The following is an 18,723-nucleotide window of genomic DNA, read 5'->3' on the forward strand; positions in this document are numbered from 1 at the left end:
CATGACCCTCCTTGACCGTCCTCCACTGGACACCACGGTGCCACGCGGCGTGCTGCCGGCGATTGCCGCGCGCATCGACGCGGCGATCGCGATCCGCCATGACCTGCACCGGCACCCCGAGCTGGCCTTCGAAGAGCACCGCACCAGCGCCCGCATCGCCGAGCTGCTGCAGCAGTGGGGCTACACCGTCACCACCGGCGTCGGTGGCACCGGCGTGGTCGGCACGCTGCAGCGCGGGCAGGGCACGCGCCGGCTGGGCCTGCGTGCCGACATCGATGCGCTGCCGATCCACGAAGACGCCGGGCTGGCCTATGCCAGCCAGCGCGAGGGACTGATGCATGCCTGCGGCCACGACGGGCACACCGCCATCCTGCTCGCGGCGGCGCATTACCTGGCCCATCACGGACGCTTTGATGGCACCTTGCACCTGGTGTTCCAGCCGGCCGAGGAAACCGGATCGGGCGCATCGAAGATGATCGACGACGGGCTGTTCGAGCGTTTCCCGGTCGATGTGATCTACGGCCTGCACAACTGGCCGGGCGTGCCGACCGGTCACTTCGGGTTCGTCGATGGACCGGCAATGGCCTCGGTGGACTGGGCGCGGCTGCGCGTGGTCGGCAAGGGCGGACACGGCGCCGAGCCACAGGGCAGCGTTGATCCGATCCTGGCGGCCGCGCATGTGGTGACCGCGCTGCAGAGCGTGGTGTCGCGCAATGTCGATCCGCGCCAGATGGGCGTGGTGACGGTAGGGTCCATCCACGGCGGCAAGGCCGCCAATGTGATTCCCGACGTGGTGGAGCTGACCCTGACCGTCCGCGCCTACCTGCCGGAGGTGCGCGACACGCTGCGCAGACGCGTGGCCGAGGTCGCACAGCACACGGCGGCCGCGTTCGGGGCACGCGCCGAGATCGAGTTCCCGCGCGGGTTCCCGAGTGTGATCAACCATCCCGAACAGACCGCGCTGGTGCGTGCAGTGGCCCGTGCCGGCTTTGGCGATGCGCAGGTGCTGGACGACTTCGCGCCCCGTACCGCCAGCGAGGACTTCGCGTTCCTGCTGCAGGCGCGCCCGGGCAGTTTCGTGTTCGTCGGCAATGGCGACAGCGCGCCGCTGCACAGCCCGCGGTATGTCTTCAACGACGCAGCGATCGCGCCCGCCGCCAGCCTGTGGGCGCGGCTGGCCGAGCACTACCTGGTGGAGGAACCGGCATGAGCGAGCAGTTCATCTACACCTCCGTGCACGACCCCCTGGCCAGGCCGCTCTTCGATGGGCTGGAGCAGGAGTACGACAGCCGCTATGCGGATGTACGGCGTCGTATCGGCGGCAGCGCCCGCGAGGAGCTGGAGCGCTATCCGGCCGAGGCGTTTGCCGCACCGGTCGGGGCGTTCGTGCTGCTGCTGCGCGATGGCGAGGCGGTTTCCGGTGGCGCGTTCATGCCACATCGCGATCCGGATACGGCCGAATTCAAGCGCATCTGGACGCTGCCGGGTCTGCGCCGCCAGGGCATCGCCCGGCGCGTCCTGCAGGAGCTGGAAGACCAGGCGGTGCGGCAGGGCTACCGGCGGGTGTTTCTGACCACCGGCTTCCGCCAGCCCGAAGCGGTGGGGCTGTACCTCAGCCACGGCTACCGTGCGCTGTTCGATCTGCAGGCCGATCCCGAAACCGTGGCCCACCTGCCGTTCGAGAAGCATCTGCCGTCTTTGCGGCCCGTGACGGCGGCAGCGACCACCGTCGCCCTGCACGGCGCATCGGCATGAGCACGCCGTCCACTGCCTTGCCCGGCGTTGCGGCCGCGCAACCGACGCCCGCGCTGCGCATCGTTCCGGCACGCCATCCTCTGCAGGCGATCGGCACCGTGCTCGCACTGGCCTTGATCCTGCTTGCGCTGCAGTCCGTGCTGGGCAACCCGCGCTGGGGCTGGGGCACCTTCGCCGAGTGGTTCTTCGCGCGGCCGGTGCTGGAAGGGCTCGCCCGTACCCTGTGGCTGACCGCGCTGGGCACCGGCCTGGGCTTCGCCCTGGGCACGGTGCTGGCGCTGGCGCGGGTGTCCGGCTCGCCGCTGCTGTCGGCGGTGTCGTGGGGCTATGTATGGCTGTTCCGCTCGATTCCGCTGCTGGTGCTGTTGCTGCTGCTCAACAACCTGGGCTACCTGTACAGCACCGTCGCGCTGGGCGTGCCGTTCACCGACATCACGCTGTTCTCGTACCCGACCACGCAGCTGATCGGCGTGTTCACCGCCGCCGTGCTGGGCCTGACCCTCAACCAGGCGGCGTTCTCGGCGGAAGTCATCCGAGGCGGCATTCTGTCGGTGGACCACGGCCAGTCCGAGGCGGCCGCCGCGCTCGGGCTGCCGCGTGGCCGGCAGATCCGCCGCATCATCCTGCCGCAGGCCATGCGTTCGATCCTGCCGGCGGCGTTCAATGATGTGATCGGCCTGGCCAAGAGCACCTCGGTGGTCTATGTGCTGGCGCTGCCGGAGCTGTTCTACACGGTGCAGGTAATTTACCGGCGCAACCTGGAGGTGGTGCCGCTGCTGATGGTCGCCACGGTCTGGTACCTGGTGATCCTGACTGTGCTGTCGCTGGCGCAGCGGCGCATCGAACGACGCTTCGCGCGTGGCCAGGTGCAGGGCGAGCGCAGTGTGTCGCGGTCGCCATCGCGCTCCACCCGGCGGTCGGGGCCGGCCCGTGCCTCGGCGCGCCCCTCGCTTGCCGCACCCGGGGCAGCCGGTGCCGGCGCCACGGTGGTGCTGCAGGGCGTGAGCAAGGCCTTTGGCGAGCAGACGGTGCTGGACGATGTGCATCTGGATCTGCGCGGCGGCAGCGTCACGGCGTTGATCGGACCGTCCGGTGCGGGCAAGTCCACGCTGCTGCGGCTGATCAACCACCTGGAGCGTGCCGATGCGGGCTTCGTCACCGTGGGCGGCCAACTGGTCGGGTACCGGCGCGAGGGTGACACGCTGTACGAGCTGCCCGAAAGCGAGATCCGCCGTCGGCGCGCGGATGTCGGCATGGTGTTCCAGAGCTTCAATCTGTTTCCGCACCTGACCGCGCTGGAGAACATCATCGAAGCGCCGATCGCCGTGCGCGGCGTACCGCGTGCGCAGGCCGAGCAGCAGGCGCTGGATCTGCTCGAGCGCGTGGGGCTGTCCGACAAGGCCGATGCCTACCCGCGGCAGCTGTCCGGTGGGCAGCAGCAGCGCGTGGCCATCGCCCGCGCGCTGGCGCTGCAGCCGAAGGTGCTGCTGTTCGACGAACCGACCTCGGCGCTGGACCCGGAACTGGTGGCCGAGGTGCTGGGTGTCATCGAGGAACTCGCGCGCTCGGGGACCACGCTGGTCATCGTGACCCATGAACTTGGCTTCGCCCGTCACGTCGCCGACCACGTGGTGATGATGGACCAGGGACGCGTGATCGAGCAGGGGACGCCCGGGCAGGTGTTCGACCATCCCCGCCAGCAGCGTACCGCCGACTTCCTGGCCAGGACGCTGTAGTTCTCCGCCGCCCACTCTCCGCAGGAAATGCCATGACCGCTTCACGCAGACGCCGCCTGTCCACCAGCACCGTCCTGATCGCCGCCGTGTTCGCCCTGGGTGTCGGCGGCATCGTCTACTCGCGGGTGGCCCAGCGCCCCGAGGCCGCCGCGCCGCGCAGCACACCGTTGGCCGGTGCCGATGCGCCGGCACTGGCGGGCACGCCGGACCCGCAGGCGCAGGCGCTGCTGCCGCCCGGTTTCCGCTTCGTCACGCCCGGCACGCTGACCGTGGCTACGCATCCGGCGCAGCTGCCGCTGGCCGACTACGGCGCCGACAGCCGCCAGATCGTCGGGGTCGAGCCGGACATCGCCCGGCTCATCGCCGATGGGCTGGGTCTGAAGCTGGTGCTGGTGCCGGTGGCGTGGCCGGATTGGCCGCTGGGGCTGCAGTCGGGGAAATACGATGCGGTGATCTCCAACATCACGGTGACCGAAGCGCGCAAGCAGAAGTTCGACTTCTCCAGCTACCGCTTCGATCTGCTCGGCATCTACACCCGCACCGACGGGCCGATCCAGACGATCACCTCGCCGGCCGATGTGGCCGGGTTGAAGGTGGTGGTGGGCGCCAGCACCAACCAGGACCAGATCCTGCGCGAATGGGACCGGCAGAACATCGCCGCCGGGTTGAAGCCGGTGGAATACCAGTACTTCGACGATGCGGTGGTGGGCCGCCTGGCGGTGATCACCGGGCGGGCCGACGTCTCCTTCGAACCCAACGCCACCGGCGCCTACTCCGCGCGCGACGGCAAGGTGCGTCGGGTCGGGCTGTTCCCCGGCGGCTGGCCGGATGCGGCCGCGATTTCGGTGACCACGCGCAAGGGCAGCGGGCTGGCCGACGCGGTCACCCACGCGCTCAACACGCAGATCGCCTCGGGTACCTATGCGCAGGCGCTGCAGCGCTGGAACGTCAGCGAGGAGGCGGTGGCACGCTCGGAAACCAATCCGCCGGGACTGCCGAACCTGTAAGCAGCCGGGCGTGGTGCGAGGCCCCTTCTACCAGCGCGCCTCAAGCGTGCGGAACGGCTGCTGCAGGCGCACGCCGTTGGCGTCGTAATCGCGCACCGCACGCCCATCCACACGCACGCTGGTCGGCCGCGTGCGTGTCGGCCACCACACGCGCACGGCGGCATCGCTGCGCAGGCCGGGGCCAAGGGTGAGGTGCAAGGCACCGTCGCGCTGCTGCGCCTGCAGCTGCAGGGTGCCGTAGGCGGTGGGCAGGCGGTCGATGGCGAGCCCGTCGCCAGCCACCCAGGCAGGTGGCGTGCCAGGCAGCAGCGACAGCGCATCGTCATCCTCGCGCATCAGCATGCCGAACAGCGTGCGGCCGTACTCCGCGCCGATCCAGGTATGCGGCATGTCGCCCAGATAGCGCGGGAAGCGCAGCCGCGAGTGCACCACTTCGGCCAGCACCTGCCATTCCAGCGGGCGCCGGTCGTGCAGCAGGCCCTGCAGCAGTTCCTCGGCGGCGGCGGGCTGGTCGAGATGGACGTAGCTGAGCACGTTGCGGATTTCGTAGGGCGTGTAGGCATACAGCGCGCCCGGCTGCGTGCGTTTGCGCACGTCATCCAGGTAGCGCGCGAAGGTGGTGCGCAGCGCCTCGGCCGGCAGCACGTCCTGCGCGCCGGTCGGGTCCAGGGCGATCGACACGCCGGTGGGATCGCCATCGCCGAGGTCGGCCGAGGACGGGATGAAGTCGATGCCCTTCCACGCGATCGTGGCGCGGATCGAGGCGGCCAGCGCATCGTGCAGGGCGGTGTACTGGGCGCGCGCCCACGCGGCGGTGTCGTGATCGCCGAGCGACTCGGCCAGCCACGCGCCGTCGTGCCAGCCTTTCAGGCCCCAGTAGTCGTCCCAGTAGCTGTGGGTAGGCGAGGGGTAGCCCTCATGGCTGATCGACGGCGCCAGGATGCCGGCGAAGCGCTCCGGCGCCGGCTGGCTCGCCATGTAGCCCGGCACCAACGTGCGCTCGCGCAGTTCCTGCAGGAAGCGGAGCGCGGCCTTCACCTTGGGCAGATAGGCGCGTACCGATTCGGGACCGCCATCGAGACGGGCCACGTCGGCCACCAGCGCGATGTACTGGCCCTGGCTGTCGTACTCGATGTCCGAGCCGAAACCGGTGTTGACGCTGCCATCGTCGTTGAGGATCGGCGAGACCAGGCCGTTGGGGTGAACGCCGTGTTCGCTGTACCAGGCCAGGTAGTCGCGCGCGACCGTTGCTTCACCCATGCGCAGCAGCACGGCCGAGGTCGCCATGCCGTCGCGGATGAAGGAGCGGTTGTAGTTGCGCGGGCCGGGCTGCATGGCCGGGCCGGTCTGGTTGATCAGCATGTAGGCGGCCTGCGCGCGCAGCATGTCCACCAGCGACGGATCGGGCAGGCGCAGACCGACCTGGCCGAGGCGCGCCTGCCAGTCGGCGGCGGTGCGGTTGGCGAACGTGTCGTAGGTGGCGTCCGGGTCGCGTGATGCATCGCCCAGATCCAGTGCCGGCGCGGCCGGCAGCGTGCCGTCGGCGGCCGCTGCTGCGGTTCCGAGTGGGAAGGCGACCACGACCGAGCGGCTGGCGCCCGGCGCGAGCTGGATGCGGTAGGCCAGCGCGGCGGCGGCCAGCCCATCGGCATCCTGCGCCTGCTGCTGGGCGGGCAGCACGCCACGGGCGATGGCCGTGGTGATCTCGCTGCGGCCATCGACGCCGAACGCGGCGGCACCGGCCGCATCGATGGGCGTCAGCGAGTTCAGCAGCGGGCGGCCGTTGACGCGCACCGCGCGCCCCTCCACCGCGATGGCGCGGATCGGCGACAGGCCGCCGTTCTGCCACGGCGGGTTCATCTGCATCGGTCGCACCGCCAGCGTCAGCGTACCGTCCACCGGCGCGGTGCCGGTGTTGCGCAGGCGATGGCGCACGAACGTCATCGGCTGGCCGCCGAGCGCGATCGCGAAGGCCTCGCTCTGCAGTTCCAGACCCGGCTGCGGCACCCAGCGGGCCGACGGCATCGGCTTCCAGCCGTCGCGCAGCGCATGTGCCACCGGCTTGTCCGCCGCACCGGCGGCATGGCCGTCAGCGTTGCGCCAGATCGGCTGCACCAGCGGCGCGCCCTTGTAGGCTTCGATGTTGCCGTACTCGTCGAAGATCGACTTCTGCCGCCCGGCATGCACGCCCACGGCGGTCCAGTAGGTCTGCTGCATGTGCAGCGAGGCGGGGAACAGGGCGCGCTGCGCACCGCTGGCGGCCGTCTGATACCGCTTCATCGGCGTCATCACCGCGGCGGGGCCGAGCAGGCGGAGACGATCCACGCCGGGTGCGTCGCCCTCGACCGTCAGCCGCAGCGCCGTGGCCATCACCGGCGTGGCGGCGGCCAGCCAGCTCTGTGCACGGCTGCCGGCCTGGGGATCGCGCGCCATCTCGCGCCAGTGGCCCTGCGCATCCTTCGCCTCCAGGCGTGCCGCGCCGTGCGCGCCGGCCCAGTCCACGGCCAGGCCGGTGGTCGACTGGGCGCGCGGCAGGGCAATTTCCAGCGTGTGCGTACCGCCATTGCCTGCAGGCACGGCGACCGCATCACCGCCCTGCCACAGCGCTGCGGCCTGGGCGGGGGAGAGGCCGGCCACGCGCGCCGTGGCGCGCGCATCGAGCGGCTCCAGTTCGAAGATCGACACGCCCCAGTCGGCGGTGCGCTCGGGGCTGGCCAGGCGCAGGTAACGTGCCGGGCGGGGCGCGAAGTACAGCGTTTCGATGCCGCCGAGCGAATCGCGCATGGTGTAGGCCGGCCGCCACTGCGTGCCGTCCAGCGAGGTCTGCAGGGTGTAGCCCTCGGGGTTGGAGACATCCCAGGTCAGTTGCGCGCCGCTGAGCGTGCTGGTCGCACCCAGGTCCACCTGGAACCAGTGGCCTGGGCTGAAGGCGCCGCCGGTGACGGTCTTCGGGTCGCCATCGATGAGATGGGCGACCGCCATTGCCGGCACCTGCTGCGAGGAGCTGCTGGCCTGCCACTGGCTGCGCGGTGGCAGTTCCTGGCCGATGGCGGTCGCGGCGAAGGCCAGGGCGGGAACCAGCAGGGCGCGCGCGATGCCGGCGGCGGGGCGGTGCATGTCGGTCCGGCGGTTGGTGGGCAGCCCCATCGATGCGCTCCTGGTTCCGCTACGCCCCGGCACTGGGGCAGGGCCACGCTAGCAGGGGCTGTAACCGTTTACATGACGCGTCGCAATATGCGCTGGCGGGGCGGTCAGGGGTCGGCCTGTGTGGCGACCGCTACGCCACCGCCGCCGCGATCTGCTCGCGCAGCCACCGATGTGCCGGATCGCGATGCACCCGCTCGTGCCACAGCATCACCATCTGGTACCCGGGAACCTCGACGGGCGCCTCGACCACGCGCAGCGCAGGATCGTTGAGGACCAGGCGTTCGGGCACCATCGCGACCATGTCGGTGCGCGCGAGGGTGCTGCGCAGGAACAGGAAGTGCGGCACCGACAGCGCGACCGTGCGCTGGGCACCGGCTTCCGCAAGCGCGTCGTCGGTGCTGCCGTGGAACCCGCCGCCCTGCGGCGAGACGATCACATGCTCCAGCGCGCAGAACTGCTTGAGCGTCGGGCGTCGCTTGAGGCGTGGGTGATCGCGGCGGCCGGCCAGCACGTAGCGCTCGGTGAACAGCGGCCGATGGTGCAGGACCGGCGGTGCGTCTGCGGCGATATGGAAGGCCAGGTCGATCTCGCCGCGCTCGGCGCGTTCGACCATGCGCTGCGGCGCCAGCTCGACCACGGCCAGCCGTGTGCCCGGCGCCGCCTGCCGCAGGCCGGGCAGGGCCGGCAGCAGCACGGTCGATTCGCCGTAGTCGGACGCCATCACCCGCCAGGTGTTGCGCGCCTGGCCCGGGTCGAAGGGACGCGTGGGCGCAACCGCACGCGCCAGGGCCTGCAGGGCGTCGGCCAGCGGCGCACGCAGTGCCTCGGCACGTGTGGTGGTGCGCATGCCGCGCCCGGCGGGCAGCAGCAGCGGATCGTCGAACACCGCGCGCAGCCGCGCCAACTGCACACTCACGGTCGGCTGCGCGAGGTGCAGCCGCGCCGCGGCGCGGGTGACGTTCTGTTCTTCCAGCAGCGCCTGCAGGGTAATCAGCAGGTTGAGGTCGATGCGACGCAGGGTATTGTCCATAGCAATGGCCCGAATTGCGGAAATTCATTTTCACTATAAGCGCGCCGCGCCTACCGTGGGGGCATTCCCTCCACGGAGTTCCCATGAACGTCCTGCTTGTCCATGCCCATCCAGAACCCACCTCGCTCAACGGCGCGCTCAGGGACTTCAGCGTTGCCCGCCTGCAGCAGGCCGGGCACACCGTGCAGGTGTCGGATCTGTACGCGATGCGCTGGAAGGCGCCGCTCGATGCCGACGACCATGTCGGGCGCGACCCGGCGGCGCCTTTCCATGCGTCGCTGGATTCGCGCCAGGCGTACGCCAACGGGCGGCAGAGCGCCGACATCGCCGCCGAACAGGACAAGCTGCGCTGGGCCGATGCGGTGATCCTGCAGTTTCCGCTGTGGTGGTTCTCGATGCCCGCGATTCTGAAAGGCTGGGTGGACCGGGTGTACGCCTATGGGTTCGCCTACGGCGTGGGCGAGCACTCCGACCGGCACTGGGGCGATCGCTATGGTGAAGGTGCCATGAGCGGCAAGCGCGCGATGCTGGTGGTGACCACCGGCGGTTGGGCTTCCCACTATGGGCCGCGCGGCATCAACGGTCCGATCGACGACCTGCTGTTCCCGATCCAGCACGGGATTCTGTTCTATCCCGGTTTCGATGTGCTGCCGCCGCATGTCATCTACCGCACCAGCCGCGTCGATGCCTCGACGTACCCGGCCGTGCTGGATGCGCTGGGCCGCCGGCTGGATGGGTTGGCCACCGACGCTGTCCTTCCTTACCGCCGTCAGAACGGCGGCGACTATGCGATTCCGGCGCTGGAACTGCGCGCCGGGTTGGCCGACGGCGAGACCGGCATGGGCGTCCACCTCGCGCCGTGATCGTGGGTGGGGCGCGCCGCACTTGACGCATCGTCAAGCGTGGCGCGTCGCGTCTTGACGGGCTGGCGGTTCAAGCGCGCAGCCGCACCGCGCAGACTTTCTCCCCGACACCGGTGCATGTCGCAGCCGGTGCGTCCGCGCCATCGCGCGCCATTCCTGGGGAGCGTCATGATCAGCATTCCTGTTTCCGATACCGCCCACGCCCGCCTGGTGCGTGCATCACGCTGGCTGTGCGCCGCAGCGTACGTGGTGCTCGTGGCCGTGTTCGCGTCTTCCGCCTTGAGCGGCCACTTTCAGGCCCAGGCCATCCTCAAGGATGCGGTGACCGTGCAGGCGCCAGTCACGCTGGACACTATCGACGAGAAGCGGCACAAGGGGCGGGTCTCGCATACCTACCGCTTCCGTTACGCCTTCGACGTCGATGGCGTGCCGTACATCGGTCATTTCGACACCAGCGAAGACAACGCCGCGCCTTACCTGGGCGACGCACCGCAGGTGACCGTGGCCTACGCCCGCAGCGCGCCGGCGCGTTTTGAACGCCTGGAACGCCTGCAGGCGCAGCAGGGCCTCGGCGCGGTGCTGGGGCGGCTGGTGGGCGCGCTGCTGATGTTGGCCTGCCTCGCGTTTCTGGTGCACCTGCTGGTGACCCGCCGCCTGTTCGTACGCCATGCAACGCCGGTTGCGGCAGGCTGAGCCGCGGCCATGACTGCACAGGTTGACAGCCGAACCGGGCCGGGTAAGTTGGCCGACTCCTTCCTGCTCTGGTCGCCCGCCATGCCCGCTCCGGAATTCGCGGACCTGTTGTCCCGCCACATGCGCCGGATCCGGGCCAGTGCCGGCGGCGTGGCCAGCGAGATCGGCATCAGCCGCGAGGCGGTGAACAACTGGCGCTCGGGCGCGTCGCTGCCCAGCCGCCGTCACCGCGACCGCGTGCTGGCCTGCGCCAACTACCTGCGGCTGACCGAAGCGGAGAGCAACGGCCTGCTCCAGGCGGCGGGCTTCGAGCCGGAATTTCCGGCCGAGGCGGCCGTCGCGGACGCGGCGGCCAGTGCACTGCCGGCGGTGCAGATTCCCGAGACCGTGGTGGGCCTGTTCGACCGCCTGCAGCAACTGCGGCCATATCCGGTGGCCCTGCTGCTGACCCAGGCGCACTGGGGCCAGCCGCCCGAGCGCGCGGCGATGCTGGCCGAAGCTGCGGCACGGTACGGCAGCGGGCGGGTGCTGCACCTGCAGCCGCCGTTCCGCGCCGGCGAGGGAGACCAGGACTATTTCGCCTCGCTGGCCGCGCAGTGCGGGCTGGAGGGGGTAACCACCGATGCCGGCTTTGAAGCGGCGCTGGCGCAGCGCCTCCAGCAGCCCGGTGCGCTGTTCTGCCTGGTCAGCCGCTTCGAGCAGGGCGCCCCCGGCCCGCGCGATGTGCTGGCGGGCATCCTGCGCAGCCTGAGCGAAATGTACAGCGGCAAGCTGCACCTGCTGATCTGCGGCGGCGCGGCGCTGGCCGATCTCAAGTACCAGGGCGGCGACCTCTCGTTGCTCAACATCGCAGCCAGCGAAACCTGGCCGGAATTGAGCGTGGCCGACCTGCGCCGCGCCGGTACTGCGTTGCCGGACACCGTGCTCGCCCGCGCGCTGCAGGTCTCCGGTGGCCATCCGCTGCTGGCGCAGGCGGCACTGGTGCTGCTGGCCGATCCCGCTGCGCCGCCCAGTGATGCGCAGCTTGAGGAACAGTTGTCTGGCCACCCACGGCTGTGGGACGCGCTGCTGCCGCTGCTGCGCGATGGCGCCGCACGCGCAGCGATCGGCGGCTGGCTACAGCGCGACCAGATTGCGCCCGCGCGCCCATACCTGGTGGATCCCCTGCTGCGTCAGCTGTACTGGCACAACCTGCTGGCGCCGCGGGTGCAGGCGCAGGGGCACGGGCAGGGCAGCTGGCTTGAGTGGCGCTGCGGTGCGATCCGTCGTGCCGTGCGGCAGGTGATCGATTCGCTGGAGGATGTGCCGGCATGAGCCTGCCCCGATGGCGGTTGTGGCGCCTGCTGCTGATCGCGGCGGGCACCTGGTTTGTGGTCAGCCTGCTGTTCGCGCCGTGGCTCAATCCCTGGGCGGGATGGCGGATGCAGCGTGACCGCGACGCGCTCATGCTCATCCAGCAGGCGAACATCGACATGATGTTCCTGCGCGAGGAAGCGCTGACCTACTGGCTGATGCACGAGCAGTGGCCCGCGCAGGTGAGCGTGCCGGGTGTCCACGATCCTGCCGAGGCGACCGTACGCGCGGAGCTGCCGGCGCCGTGGGTGCTGCGTTTCCGTTACACCGACCGTTTCCCGGCGCGTTCCGGGCTGCCCGGCACGGTGATCGAACAGCGGCTGGACCCGAAGACGCAGCACTGGAGCTGCCAGCCGGGTGACCCGTCGCCCCCGTCGCGGTGGCTGCCGCCGAACTGCCAGGCCAGCGCGCCGTGGACGATCGTGCAGTGGTTGACGTTGCTGCTTGGCCTGGCATTGACGGCGTTGCTGGCCGCCGCGCTGATGTGGTGGCGGTTGCGGCCTGCCGTGGCCACGATCGTGCGCGAACCGCGGGCACTGCTGGCCCAGCCGCTGCAGCAGCTGCCCCGGCTGGACCGGCAGCTGGGCTGGCTGCGTCTGCGTGGGCGGGTGCTCGGCGATGCCGGTGTGGCCAGCGTGCGGTGGCGTGAGGCACTGCGCCATGTCGATGCGGCGCCGGTCCAGCGTGCCGCACAACTGGCGGCGCGGATCGGCGCCGTTGACGCACCGGCGCCGGGCTGGACGCTGCCCGGCGAGGTCCGCGAGTGGACGCTGCCGCCCGCCCTGCCGCTGGCGCTGGAGCGCCTGTGGCTGTACCTGCCGGACCCGGCGTTGTCGGGCGACGCGCTGGTACGGCAGTTGCGTGGGATGCCCAATGGACAGGACGTGGTGCTGGTGGTGAGCCCGTCGCTGGCGGTGGAGCCGGCCGTGATGGCCTACGCCGACGATCCGGTGAACCTGTGCGTGTGCCTGGACCAGGCGGCGCAGACACGCTGGCTGCTGCAGCCCGCCGCGTTGGACGGGCTGGTGGCCCTGCTGGCCCGGCAACTGCAGGCAACGCGCATTTCGCCCTACCAGACCCACGGCGGCATCACCCGGCCGGCGGCCTTCTTCGGGCGCGAAACCCTGCTGGCACGCGTGCTCAACCGCGAGCCGGGCAACTACCTGCTGGTCGGCGGTCGCCAACTGGGCAAGACCAGTCTGATGAAGGCGATTGAGCGTCGCTTCGTCGACCATCCGCGCGTTTACTGCTGCTATCTGTCGCTGCGCGATCACCGCTTGACCGTGCGCCTGGCACTGGAGCTCGGCGTGCCCGAGGCCACCGGTATCGATGCGCTGGTGGCGGCGCTGGCCGCGCGCGCCGGTGGCCGGCGGGTGCTGCTGCTGATCGACGAGACCGACCTGTTCCTGCGCCATGAGGCGCAGGCGGGTTACCCGCAGCTGGCGGCGCTGCGCGCGCTGAGCGAGGAGGGGCGCTGCCATTTCATGCTGGCCGGTTTCTGGGATCTGTACGAGGCGGTCACGCTGGACTTCGCCTCGCCGCTGCGCAATTTCGGCGAGGTGATCCATGTGGGCGGCCTGGAAGACGCCGCGTGCCAGGCACTGGCGACCACGCCGATGGCACGCCTGGGCGTCCACTTCGCCGAGCCGGACCTGCCGCGGCAGCTGGTGGCTGCCTGCGGCCGGCGCGCCAACCTGGTGGCCATCGTCTGCCAGCAGCTGCTGGCCCAACTGCAGCGCGGCCAGCGGTTGATCGACAGCGCCCAGCTGCATGCCGCGCTGGCAGCCGAGCCGGTGTTCGATGCGTTGGCCGGGTGGGCGCGGCTGAGCCCGGACCCGCTGGCGTGCCGGATCGACCGCATCGTGGTCTATCACCTGGCCAGTGCGCGTCTGGCCACGGCAGGCGTGCGCGCTACATCGTTGACCGCGCTGCTGTCGGTGTTCGATGCAGCCGGCGTGCAGGTGGACCCGGAGCAGCTGCGGCGCGCGCTGGCACGGCTGCAGCTGGCGTATGTGATCCGGCGCGAGGACGACGGCGTGCAGTTCGTGTTCGCGGTGCCGCTGTTCGTCACCCAGTTCCAGCATGAGGAAGTGGTAGCGCTGCTGCAGCGGGAACTGCAGACGATGGCGGGCTCCCCCGCGCTGGGATGACGCGCCACTTCGTGACCGGCGCCGCTGTGTGCGACCTGCCGATTCTGCGATAGTTGAGACTGATCGATCGCCGGAGGATGGATGCTGCATCCGCAGGAAGTGTCTCCAACACAGATCGGCGAGGTGCTGGCGCAGGCCTACGGCGTGCAGGTCGAATCGGTCGTGCAGCGTCCGGCCGGCGCCGATGCCGGCGCCACGGTCTATCAGCTGGCGACGCCGGGCGGCGGCCAGTGGTGGCTGAAGTGTCGCCGGCACGCGGTGGACGATGGCGTCTGGAAGGTGCTGCAGCATCTGCGCTACACCGCGGGCATCACCGAGATCGTCGCCCCGCAACCCACCCGCACCGGTCGCCCGGCACTGGACGTGTGCGGCCTGCAATGGACGCTGTTTCCCTATGTGGATGCCCCGTCCGGGTTCGAGGTCGCGCTGTCGCAGCGGCAATGGCAACGGCTGGGGCAGGTGCTGCGCCGCCTGCACGACACGCGCCTGCCGTGCGCGCTGGCGGCGACGCTGGCACAGGCGAGCTTCGATGACGACACGGCGGTGGAGCGGGTGGGGGCGTGGCTGCACCGGGCCGGTGATCCCGGCCTGGTACCCGATGCGTTGGGCAGCGAGTACCTCGCGCTGTGGCGGCAGTACCGCCTGCGGCTGCTGGAGGTCTGGCAGCACTGCGTGACCCTGCGCGGCCGGCTCATCGGTCGCCCGGCGCGGGTGCTGTGCCACGCCGATCTGCATGCGGGCAACGTACTGGTCTGCGCGGACGAACGGCTGTGCCTGATCGACTGGGACGGCATGCTGATGGCGCCGCGCGAGCGCGACCTGATGTTCATGGGCGCGGCGGTCGGCGGACGCTGGGGCCGCGAGGACCCGCCGGGTTTCGCCTCGGGGTATGGCGAGACCGTCATCGACCGGCGCTGGCTGGCCTATTACCGGCACTGGCGGATCCTGCACGATGTGCAGGAATTCCACGACCTGCTGCTCGAACCGGGCGCCACCGCGCGGCCGCCGGCGCAGCGGCGGCAGGCGCTGCGCTATATGGCCGAGCAGTTCGCGGCCGGCAACGTGGTGGATGCGGCCGCGCGCAGCTGGCAGGCGGCCGTGGGCTGAAGCGCGCTTACTCGCCCGGCGTTGCTGCCGAGGTGGCCGCCTGGCTGGCGGCGCGGCGCGCCAGCACCGCTTCACGGTGCGCGATATAGGCATTGGCGGCGAGGATGATGCCGGCGCCGATCACCGTGTAGCGGTCCAGCGTTTCGTTGAACAGCAGCCAGCCGAACAGGCTCACCAGCGGCAGCTGCATGAAACTGATCGGGGTCAGTGCGGACACTTCGCCCAGGCGCAGCGCACGCGTCCACAGCAGCTGCCCGATGGTGCCCATCACGCCGGTGGCGGCCAGCCACACCCATGCCATCCCGGTCGGCCAGGTCCACACGAACAGGGCCGGCACCAGCGACAACGGCACCCAGAACACATACGTGTAGAACACCACGGTATCGGCGCTGTCCACGCGGGTGAGCTGCTTGATCTGGATCGCCACCAGCGAACTGAGCACGGCCGCCGCCACCGCGACCAGCGTGCCGGGCGTGAAGCCTGCCGAGCCGGGGCGGACGATGATCAACACCCCGATGAAGCCGCAGATCACCGCGGCCCAGCGCCGTATCCGCACCGTCTCGCCCAGCCACAGCACGGCAGCGATGGTGACGAACAACGGGGTGGAGTAGGACAGCGAGATCGCCTGCGACATCGGCAGGTGGCCGATCGCCCAGAACGCGCACAGCATCGAGGCCAGCCCGATCGCACTGCGCAGGAAGTAGCGCGGCAACTGCCGGGTCTGCAACGGCGACCGGCCCGGGCGGATCAGCATCGGCAACAGCGCCAGCAGGCCGAAGGCGTTGCGGAAGAACGCCACCTCCTGGGTGGGCACGTAGCGGGTGGCATAGCGGATCGCCACGGCCATCAGCCCGAAGGCCAGGGTGCTGCCGAGCATCAGCAGCGCCGCACGCGCGGGCGTGGGCGCGTGCAGCGCAACCGGCGGGCTCACCACTGGGCGCCGATCAGCCGGGGTTCCGGTTCGATGGGCACGCCGAAGGTCTCCAGCACCGAGGCGGAGATGCGCCGGGCCAGCGCCAGCAGCTGCTCGCCGCTGGCGGCGCCGTAGTTGACCAGCACCAGCGCATGGCTGGGTGCCACGCCGGAGTCGCCGTCGCGGTAGCCCTTCCAGCCGCAGGTCTCGATCATCCAGGCGGCCGACACTTTGCGGCGGTCGTCCTGGTCGGCCGGGAACACCGGCAGTTCGGGGTAGTGCTGCAACAGCACCTCCACCTGCTCCAGTGGCAGCACCGGGTTCTTGAAGAAGCTGCCGGCATTGCCGAGCACGTCCGGGTCGGGCAGCTTGCGGCGGCGGATGTTGATCACCGCATTGGCCACATCGGCCGCCACCGGCAGCTCCACGCCCATCGCCTGCATCTCCTCGCCGATGCCGGCGTAGCCGAGCCGCAGTTCGTGCAGCAGCGGCAGGCGCAGCTCGATCGAGGTGATCAGGTAACGGTCCGGTTCGTGCTTGAACACGCTGTCGCGATAGCCGAAGCGGCAGGCCTCGGTATCCAGCCGCACCCAGGTCTGTTCGACCCGGTCCCATGCGTCCACCGCCTGGATGAACTCGCCCACCTGCGCACCGTAGGCGCCGATGTTCTGGATCGGGCTGGCGCCGGCGGTGCCGGGGATCAGCGCGAGGTTCTCCAGCCCGGACAGGCCCTGCTGCAGCGACCACATCACCAGCCCGTGCCAGTTCACGCCGGCGCCGGCACGGACCACGGTGTGGTCGGCGCGGTGTTCGAGGATCTCGATGTTGCGGTTGCCGAACACCAGCACGGTGCCGGCCACATCGCCGGCAATCAGCACGTTGCTGCCGCTGCCAAGGACCAGCAGCGGTTGCCCGGCCACCTGCGGCAGGGCCAGCACCTCCGGCAGCACCGAGGGTTCAAAGACCTCCAGCAGCTGCGCGGCGACGGCGTCGACGTGGAAAGTGTTCAGGGCCTTCAGCGAGGCGTTTTCAGTCAGGGTCCAGGCCGGCATCGATGCACTCATCACAGGGGGGCCACCGCGCCGCGGCTGGGGGCTTCGCGGCGGCGACGGATCGCCTCCACGCAGTCATGCACCAGTTCCGGTCCACGGAAAATGAGGCCGCTATAGCACTGCACCAGCGCCGCGCCGGCCGCCATCTTGGCCACCGCATCGGCACCGGACTGGATGCCGCCAACGCCGATCAGCGGCATCGACTCGGGCAGGCGCGCGCGCAGGCGACGCAGCACCAGGGTGGACTGCCCCAGCAGCGGGGCACCGGACAGGCCACCGGCTTCGGACGCACGCGGGTCGCCGGCCACCGCACTGCGGTCGATGGTGGTGTTGGTGGCGATCACGCCGTCCACCTTGAGTTCGCCCAGCACACGCGCGGCGGCGTCGATGTCGCGGTCGCTCAGGTCCGGGGCGACCTTGACCAGCATCGGCACCCGCCTGCCATGCCTTGCGGCCAGGCTTTCCTGGCTTTCGCGCAGCTGCGAAATCAGCTGCCGCAGCGCGGTTTCCTCCTGCAGCTCGCGCAGGCCGGCGGTGTTGGGCGAGGAGATGTTGACGGTGATGTAGTCGGCCAGCGGGTACACCTTCTGCAGGCAGTGCTGGTAGTCGTCGAACGCCTGCTCGTTGGGGGTGTCCTTGTTCTTGCCGATGTTGATGCCGAGCAGCCCGTGGCGGCGCTGCGCGCGTTCGACGTTGCGCACCAGCGCATCCACGCCGAGGTTGTTGAAGCCCATGCGGTTGATGATGGCCTGGTGCTTGGGCAGCCGGAACAGGCGCGGTTTCGGATTGCCTTCCTGCGGACGCGGGGTGATGGTGCCGATCTCGACGAAGCCGAAACCCAGCGCCAGCAGCGCGTCGATGTGCTCGCCGTTCTTGTCCAGGCCGGCCGCGAGGCCGACCGGGTTGGGGAACGTGAGGCCGAACGCGGGGGTCGGCATGGGCGCGGCGCGGCGGGCCAGCAGCGGGCTGGTGCCGGTGCGGTAGGCCAGTTCCAGCGCGCTCAGGCCAAGGCCGTGGGCGCGTTCGGCGTCCAGGGAGAACAGGAAGGGGCGGGCAAGGGAGTACATGGGATCGTGTCAGTCCAGCGTGCCGATGAAGGCACGGGTTTGGTATTCAAAGGCTACCCGTCCGTCCACCGCATGGGCGTCGAACAGGCGTTGCAGGGCATCGAGCATCGGCGCGTGGCGCGGGTGACCGGCGGGCGGTGCATAGGAGGAGGACAGCAGGCGGCCGCGCAGGCCGTCCAGGTCCAGCCATTGGACGTTGGGCAGCCGCGCGATGCCGCGCAGGCCCTCGCCGAACCAGGCACGCATGGTGTCGTCGTCCTGGTAGCGCTCGGCCACGGCGGTGTAGTCGGTGCCGAACTCGAGCAGCAGCTGCTCGTAGCCGATCAGGAACGGCGAGCTGTCGAGCAGGCGTGAATTCCAGAACACCAGCGCCAGGCCGCCCGGGTGCAGGATGCGCGCCCATTCCTGGCGTACCGCGTCGGTATCGAACCAGTGGAAGGCCTGCGCGGCAGCGACCAGACCGACGCTGTCGCGGGCCAGGGTGGTGGCCTCGGCGGTGCCGTCGACCACTTTCAGGCGCAGGTAGTCCGGGCTCAGCCACTGCTCGGCGGCGGCGCGCATGGCGGCGTTGGGTTCCACCGCGATCACCGGATGGCCGGCGGCCAGGAACAGGCGGGTGGAGATGCCGGTGCCGGCGCCGATGTCGGCCACCAGCGTATCGGGCGACACGCCGATGTCCTGGTGCAGCCAGTCGAGCAGGGCCGGCGGGTAATCGGGGCGATAGCGGACGTAGTCGGCGACGCGGTTGCTGAAGCGTTCGGTGGAATCGGAATGGCTCATGGGCACCTCGTCATGGGAGAGCGACCGGCGGCGCCAGGCCGCCGAAGACCCGGGGCGCTGCCAGGGACGA

15 protein-coding genes are annotated in these 18,723 nt (G+C 70.3%); 9 read left to right on the plus strand and 6 right to left on the minus strand.

What is annotated here, in order from left to right:
* The first annotated feature begins 1 nt into the window (after position 1).
* The 4 genes from ACO6VK_RS08640 to ACO6VK_RS08655 are packed head-to-tail and all read left to right on the plus strand — an operon-like array spanning position 2 to position 4,498.
* Positions 2-1,210, plus strand: coding sequence for a M20 aminoacylase family protein (locus ACO6VK_RS08640; protein WP_422506474.1), 1,209 nt, complete (start codon positions 2-4; stop codon positions 1,208-1,210).
* On the plus strand, positions 1,207-1,755 hold the full coding sequence (locus ACO6VK_RS08645; protein WP_422506475.1) for a GNAT family N-acetyltransferase: 549 nt from the start codon (positions 1,207-1,209) through the stop codon (positions 1,753-1,755). Before ACO6VK_RS08640 ends, ACO6VK_RS08645 begins: the two co-directional genes overlap by 4 nt.
* Positions 1,752-3,491: an amino acid ABC transporter permease/ATP-binding protein gene (locus tag ACO6VK_RS08650; protein WP_422506476.1), complete on the plus strand. Its 1,740-nt coding sequence runs from the start codon at positions 1,752-1,754 to the stop codon at positions 3,489-3,491. The genes ACO6VK_RS08645 and ACO6VK_RS08650 overlap by 4 nt, the downstream gene beginning before the upstream one ends.
* A 32-nt stretch (positions 3,492-3,523) precedes the next feature.
* Positions 3,524-4,498, plus strand: a complete 975-nt coding sequence (locus tag ACO6VK_RS08655) for an ABC transporter substrate-binding protein (protein WP_422506477.1) — start codon at positions 3,524-3,526, stop codon at positions 4,496-4,498.
* 27 nt (positions 4,499-4,525) lie between these two features.
* On the opposite strand, the gene ACO6VK_RS08660 is transcribed toward ACO6VK_RS08655, so the two are convergent.
* Both ACO6VK_RS08660 and ACO6VK_RS08665 read right to left on the minus strand, forming a co-directional pair.
* Complete coding sequence (locus ACO6VK_RS08660) at positions 4,526-7,645, minus strand: discoidin domain-containing protein (protein WP_422506478.1); 3,120 nt, start codon at positions 7,643-7,645, stop codon at positions 4,526-4,528.
* Between the two features lie 130 nt (positions 7,646-7,775).
* On the minus strand, positions 7,776-8,675 hold the full coding sequence (locus ACO6VK_RS08665; RefSeq protein WP_422506479.1) for a LysR substrate-binding domain-containing protein: 900 nt from the start codon (positions 8,673-8,675) through the stop codon (positions 7,776-7,778).
* A gap of 83 nt (positions 8,676-8,758) precedes the next feature.
* Between ACO6VK_RS08665 and ACO6VK_RS08670 the strand changes: the two genes are divergently transcribed.
* From ACO6VK_RS08670 to ACO6VK_RS08690, 5 genes are all read left to right on the plus strand, one after another.
* A complete protein-coding gene (locus ACO6VK_RS08670) occupies positions 8,759-9,538 on the plus strand; it encodes an NAD(P)H-dependent oxidoreductase (RefSeq protein ID WP_422506480.1) in 780 nt (259 codons plus the stop codon).
* A gap of 168 nt (positions 9,539-9,706) precedes the next feature.
* A complete protein-coding gene (locus ACO6VK_RS08675) occupies positions 9,707-10,231 on the plus strand; it encodes a hypothetical protein (RefSeq protein ID WP_422506481.1) in 525 nt (174 codons plus the stop codon).
* Between the two features lie 9 nt (positions 10,232-10,240).
* Entirely contained in the window at positions 10,241-11,545 is a 1,305-nt protein-coding gene (locus tag ACO6VK_RS08680) for a hypothetical protein (protein ID WP_422506482.1), read from the plus strand.
* The gene (locus ACO6VK_RS08685; RefSeq protein WP_422506483.1) at positions 11,542-13,734 is read left to right on the plus strand and encodes an AAA family ATPase; all 2,193 of its coding nucleotides are present in this window, start codon (positions 11,542-11,544) and stop codon (positions 13,732-13,734) included. Before ACO6VK_RS08680 ends, ACO6VK_RS08685 begins: the two co-directional genes overlap by 4 nt.
* 81 nt (positions 13,735-13,815) lie before the next feature.
* Positions 13,816-14,841, plus strand: a complete 1,026-nt coding sequence (locus tag ACO6VK_RS08690) for a phosphotransferase enzyme family protein (protein ID WP_422506484.1) — start codon at positions 13,816-13,818, stop codon at positions 14,839-14,841.
* A gap of 7 nt (positions 14,842-14,848) precedes the next feature.
* Here the strand turns inward: ACO6VK_RS08690 and ACO6VK_RS08695 are convergent, their stop codons facing one another.
* The 4 genes from ACO6VK_RS08695 to ACO6VK_RS08710 are packed head-to-tail and all read right to left on the minus strand — an operon-like array spanning position 14,849 to position 18,653.
* On the minus strand, positions 14,849-15,718 hold the full coding sequence (locus tag ACO6VK_RS08695; protein WP_422506579.1) for a DMT family transporter: 870 nt from the start codon (positions 15,716-15,718) through the stop codon (positions 14,849-14,851).
* A gap of 50 nt (positions 15,719-15,768) precedes the next feature.
* Positions 15,769-16,821: a UDP-N-acetylmuramate dehydrogenase gene (gene murB / locus ACO6VK_RS08700; protein WP_422506485.1), complete on the minus strand. Its 1,053-nt coding sequence runs from the start codon at positions 16,819-16,821 to the stop codon at positions 15,769-15,771.
* Complete coding sequence (locus tag ACO6VK_RS08705; RefSeq protein WP_422506486.1) at positions 16,818-17,873, minus strand: quinone-dependent dihydroorotate dehydrogenase; 1,056 nt, start codon at positions 17,871-17,873, stop codon at positions 16,818-16,820. The genes murB and ACO6VK_RS08705 overlap by 4 nt, the downstream gene beginning before the upstream one ends.
* A gap of 9 nt (positions 17,874-17,882) precedes the next feature.
* Positions 17,883-18,653 (minus strand): class I SAM-dependent methyltransferase, encoded by a 771-nt coding sequence (locus ACO6VK_RS08710; RefSeq protein WP_422506487.1) that lies wholly within the window; start codon positions 18,651-18,653, stop codon positions 17,883-17,885.
* Positions 18,654-18,723 lie beyond the last annotated feature (70 nt).

The organism is Stenotrophomonas sp. GZD-301, assembly GCF_049310345.1.
Lineage (GTDB): Bacteria > Pseudomonadota > Gammaproteobacteria > Xanthomonadales > Xanthomonadaceae > Stenotrophomonas.

Coding starts and splice junctions, on each gene's coding strand:
- ACO6VK_RS08640 (WP_422506474.1), top strand. CDS start 2: ATGACCCTCCTTGACCGTCCTCCACTGGACACCACGGTGCCACGCGGC.
- ACO6VK_RS08645 (WP_422506475.1), top strand. CDS start 1,207: ATGAGCGAGCAGTTCATCTACACCTCCGTGCACGACCCCCTGGCCAGG.
- ACO6VK_RS08650 (WP_422506476.1), top strand. CDS start 1,752: ATGAGCACGCCGTCCACTGCCTTGCCCGGCGTTGCGGCCGCGCAACCG.
- ACO6VK_RS08655 (WP_422506477.1), top strand. CDS start 3,524: ATGACCGCTTCACGCAGACGCCGCCTGTCCACCAGCACCGTCCTGATC.
- ACO6VK_RS08660 (WP_422506478.1), bottom strand. CDS start 7,645: ATGGGGCTGCCCACCAACCGCCGGACCGACATGCACCGCCCCGCCGCC.
- ACO6VK_RS08665 (WP_422506479.1), bottom strand. CDS start 8,675: ATGGACAATACCCTGCGTCGCATCGACCTCAACCTGCTGATTACCCTG.
- ACO6VK_RS08670 (WP_422506480.1), top strand. CDS start 8,759: ATGAACGTCCTGCTTGTCCATGCCCATCCAGAACCCACCTCGCTCAAC.
- ACO6VK_RS08675 (WP_422506481.1), top strand. CDS start 9,707: ATGATCAGCATTCCTGTTTCCGATACCGCCCACGCCCGCCTGGTGCGT.
- ACO6VK_RS08680 (WP_422506482.1), top strand. CDS start 10,241: ATGACTGCACAGGTTGACAGCCGAACCGGGCCGGGTAAGTTGGCCGAC.
- ACO6VK_RS08685 (WP_422506483.1), top strand. CDS start 11,542: ATGAGCCTGCCCCGATGGCGGTTGTGGCGCCTGCTGCTGATCGCGGCG.
- ACO6VK_RS08690 (WP_422506484.1), top strand. CDS start 13,816: ATGCTGCATCCGCAGGAAGTGTCTCCAACACAGATCGGCGAGGTGCTG.
- ACO6VK_RS08695 (WP_422506579.1), bottom strand. CDS start 15,718: ATGCTCGGCAGCACCCTGGCCTTCGGGCTGATGGCCGTGGCGATCCGC.
- ACO6VK_RS08705 (WP_422506486.1), bottom strand. CDS start 17,873: ATGTACTCCCTTGCCCGCCCCTTCCTGTTCTCCCTGGACGCCGAACGC.
- ACO6VK_RS08710 (WP_422506487.1), bottom strand. CDS start 18,653: ATGAGCCATTCCGATTCCACCGAACGCTTCAGCAACCGCGTCGCCGAC.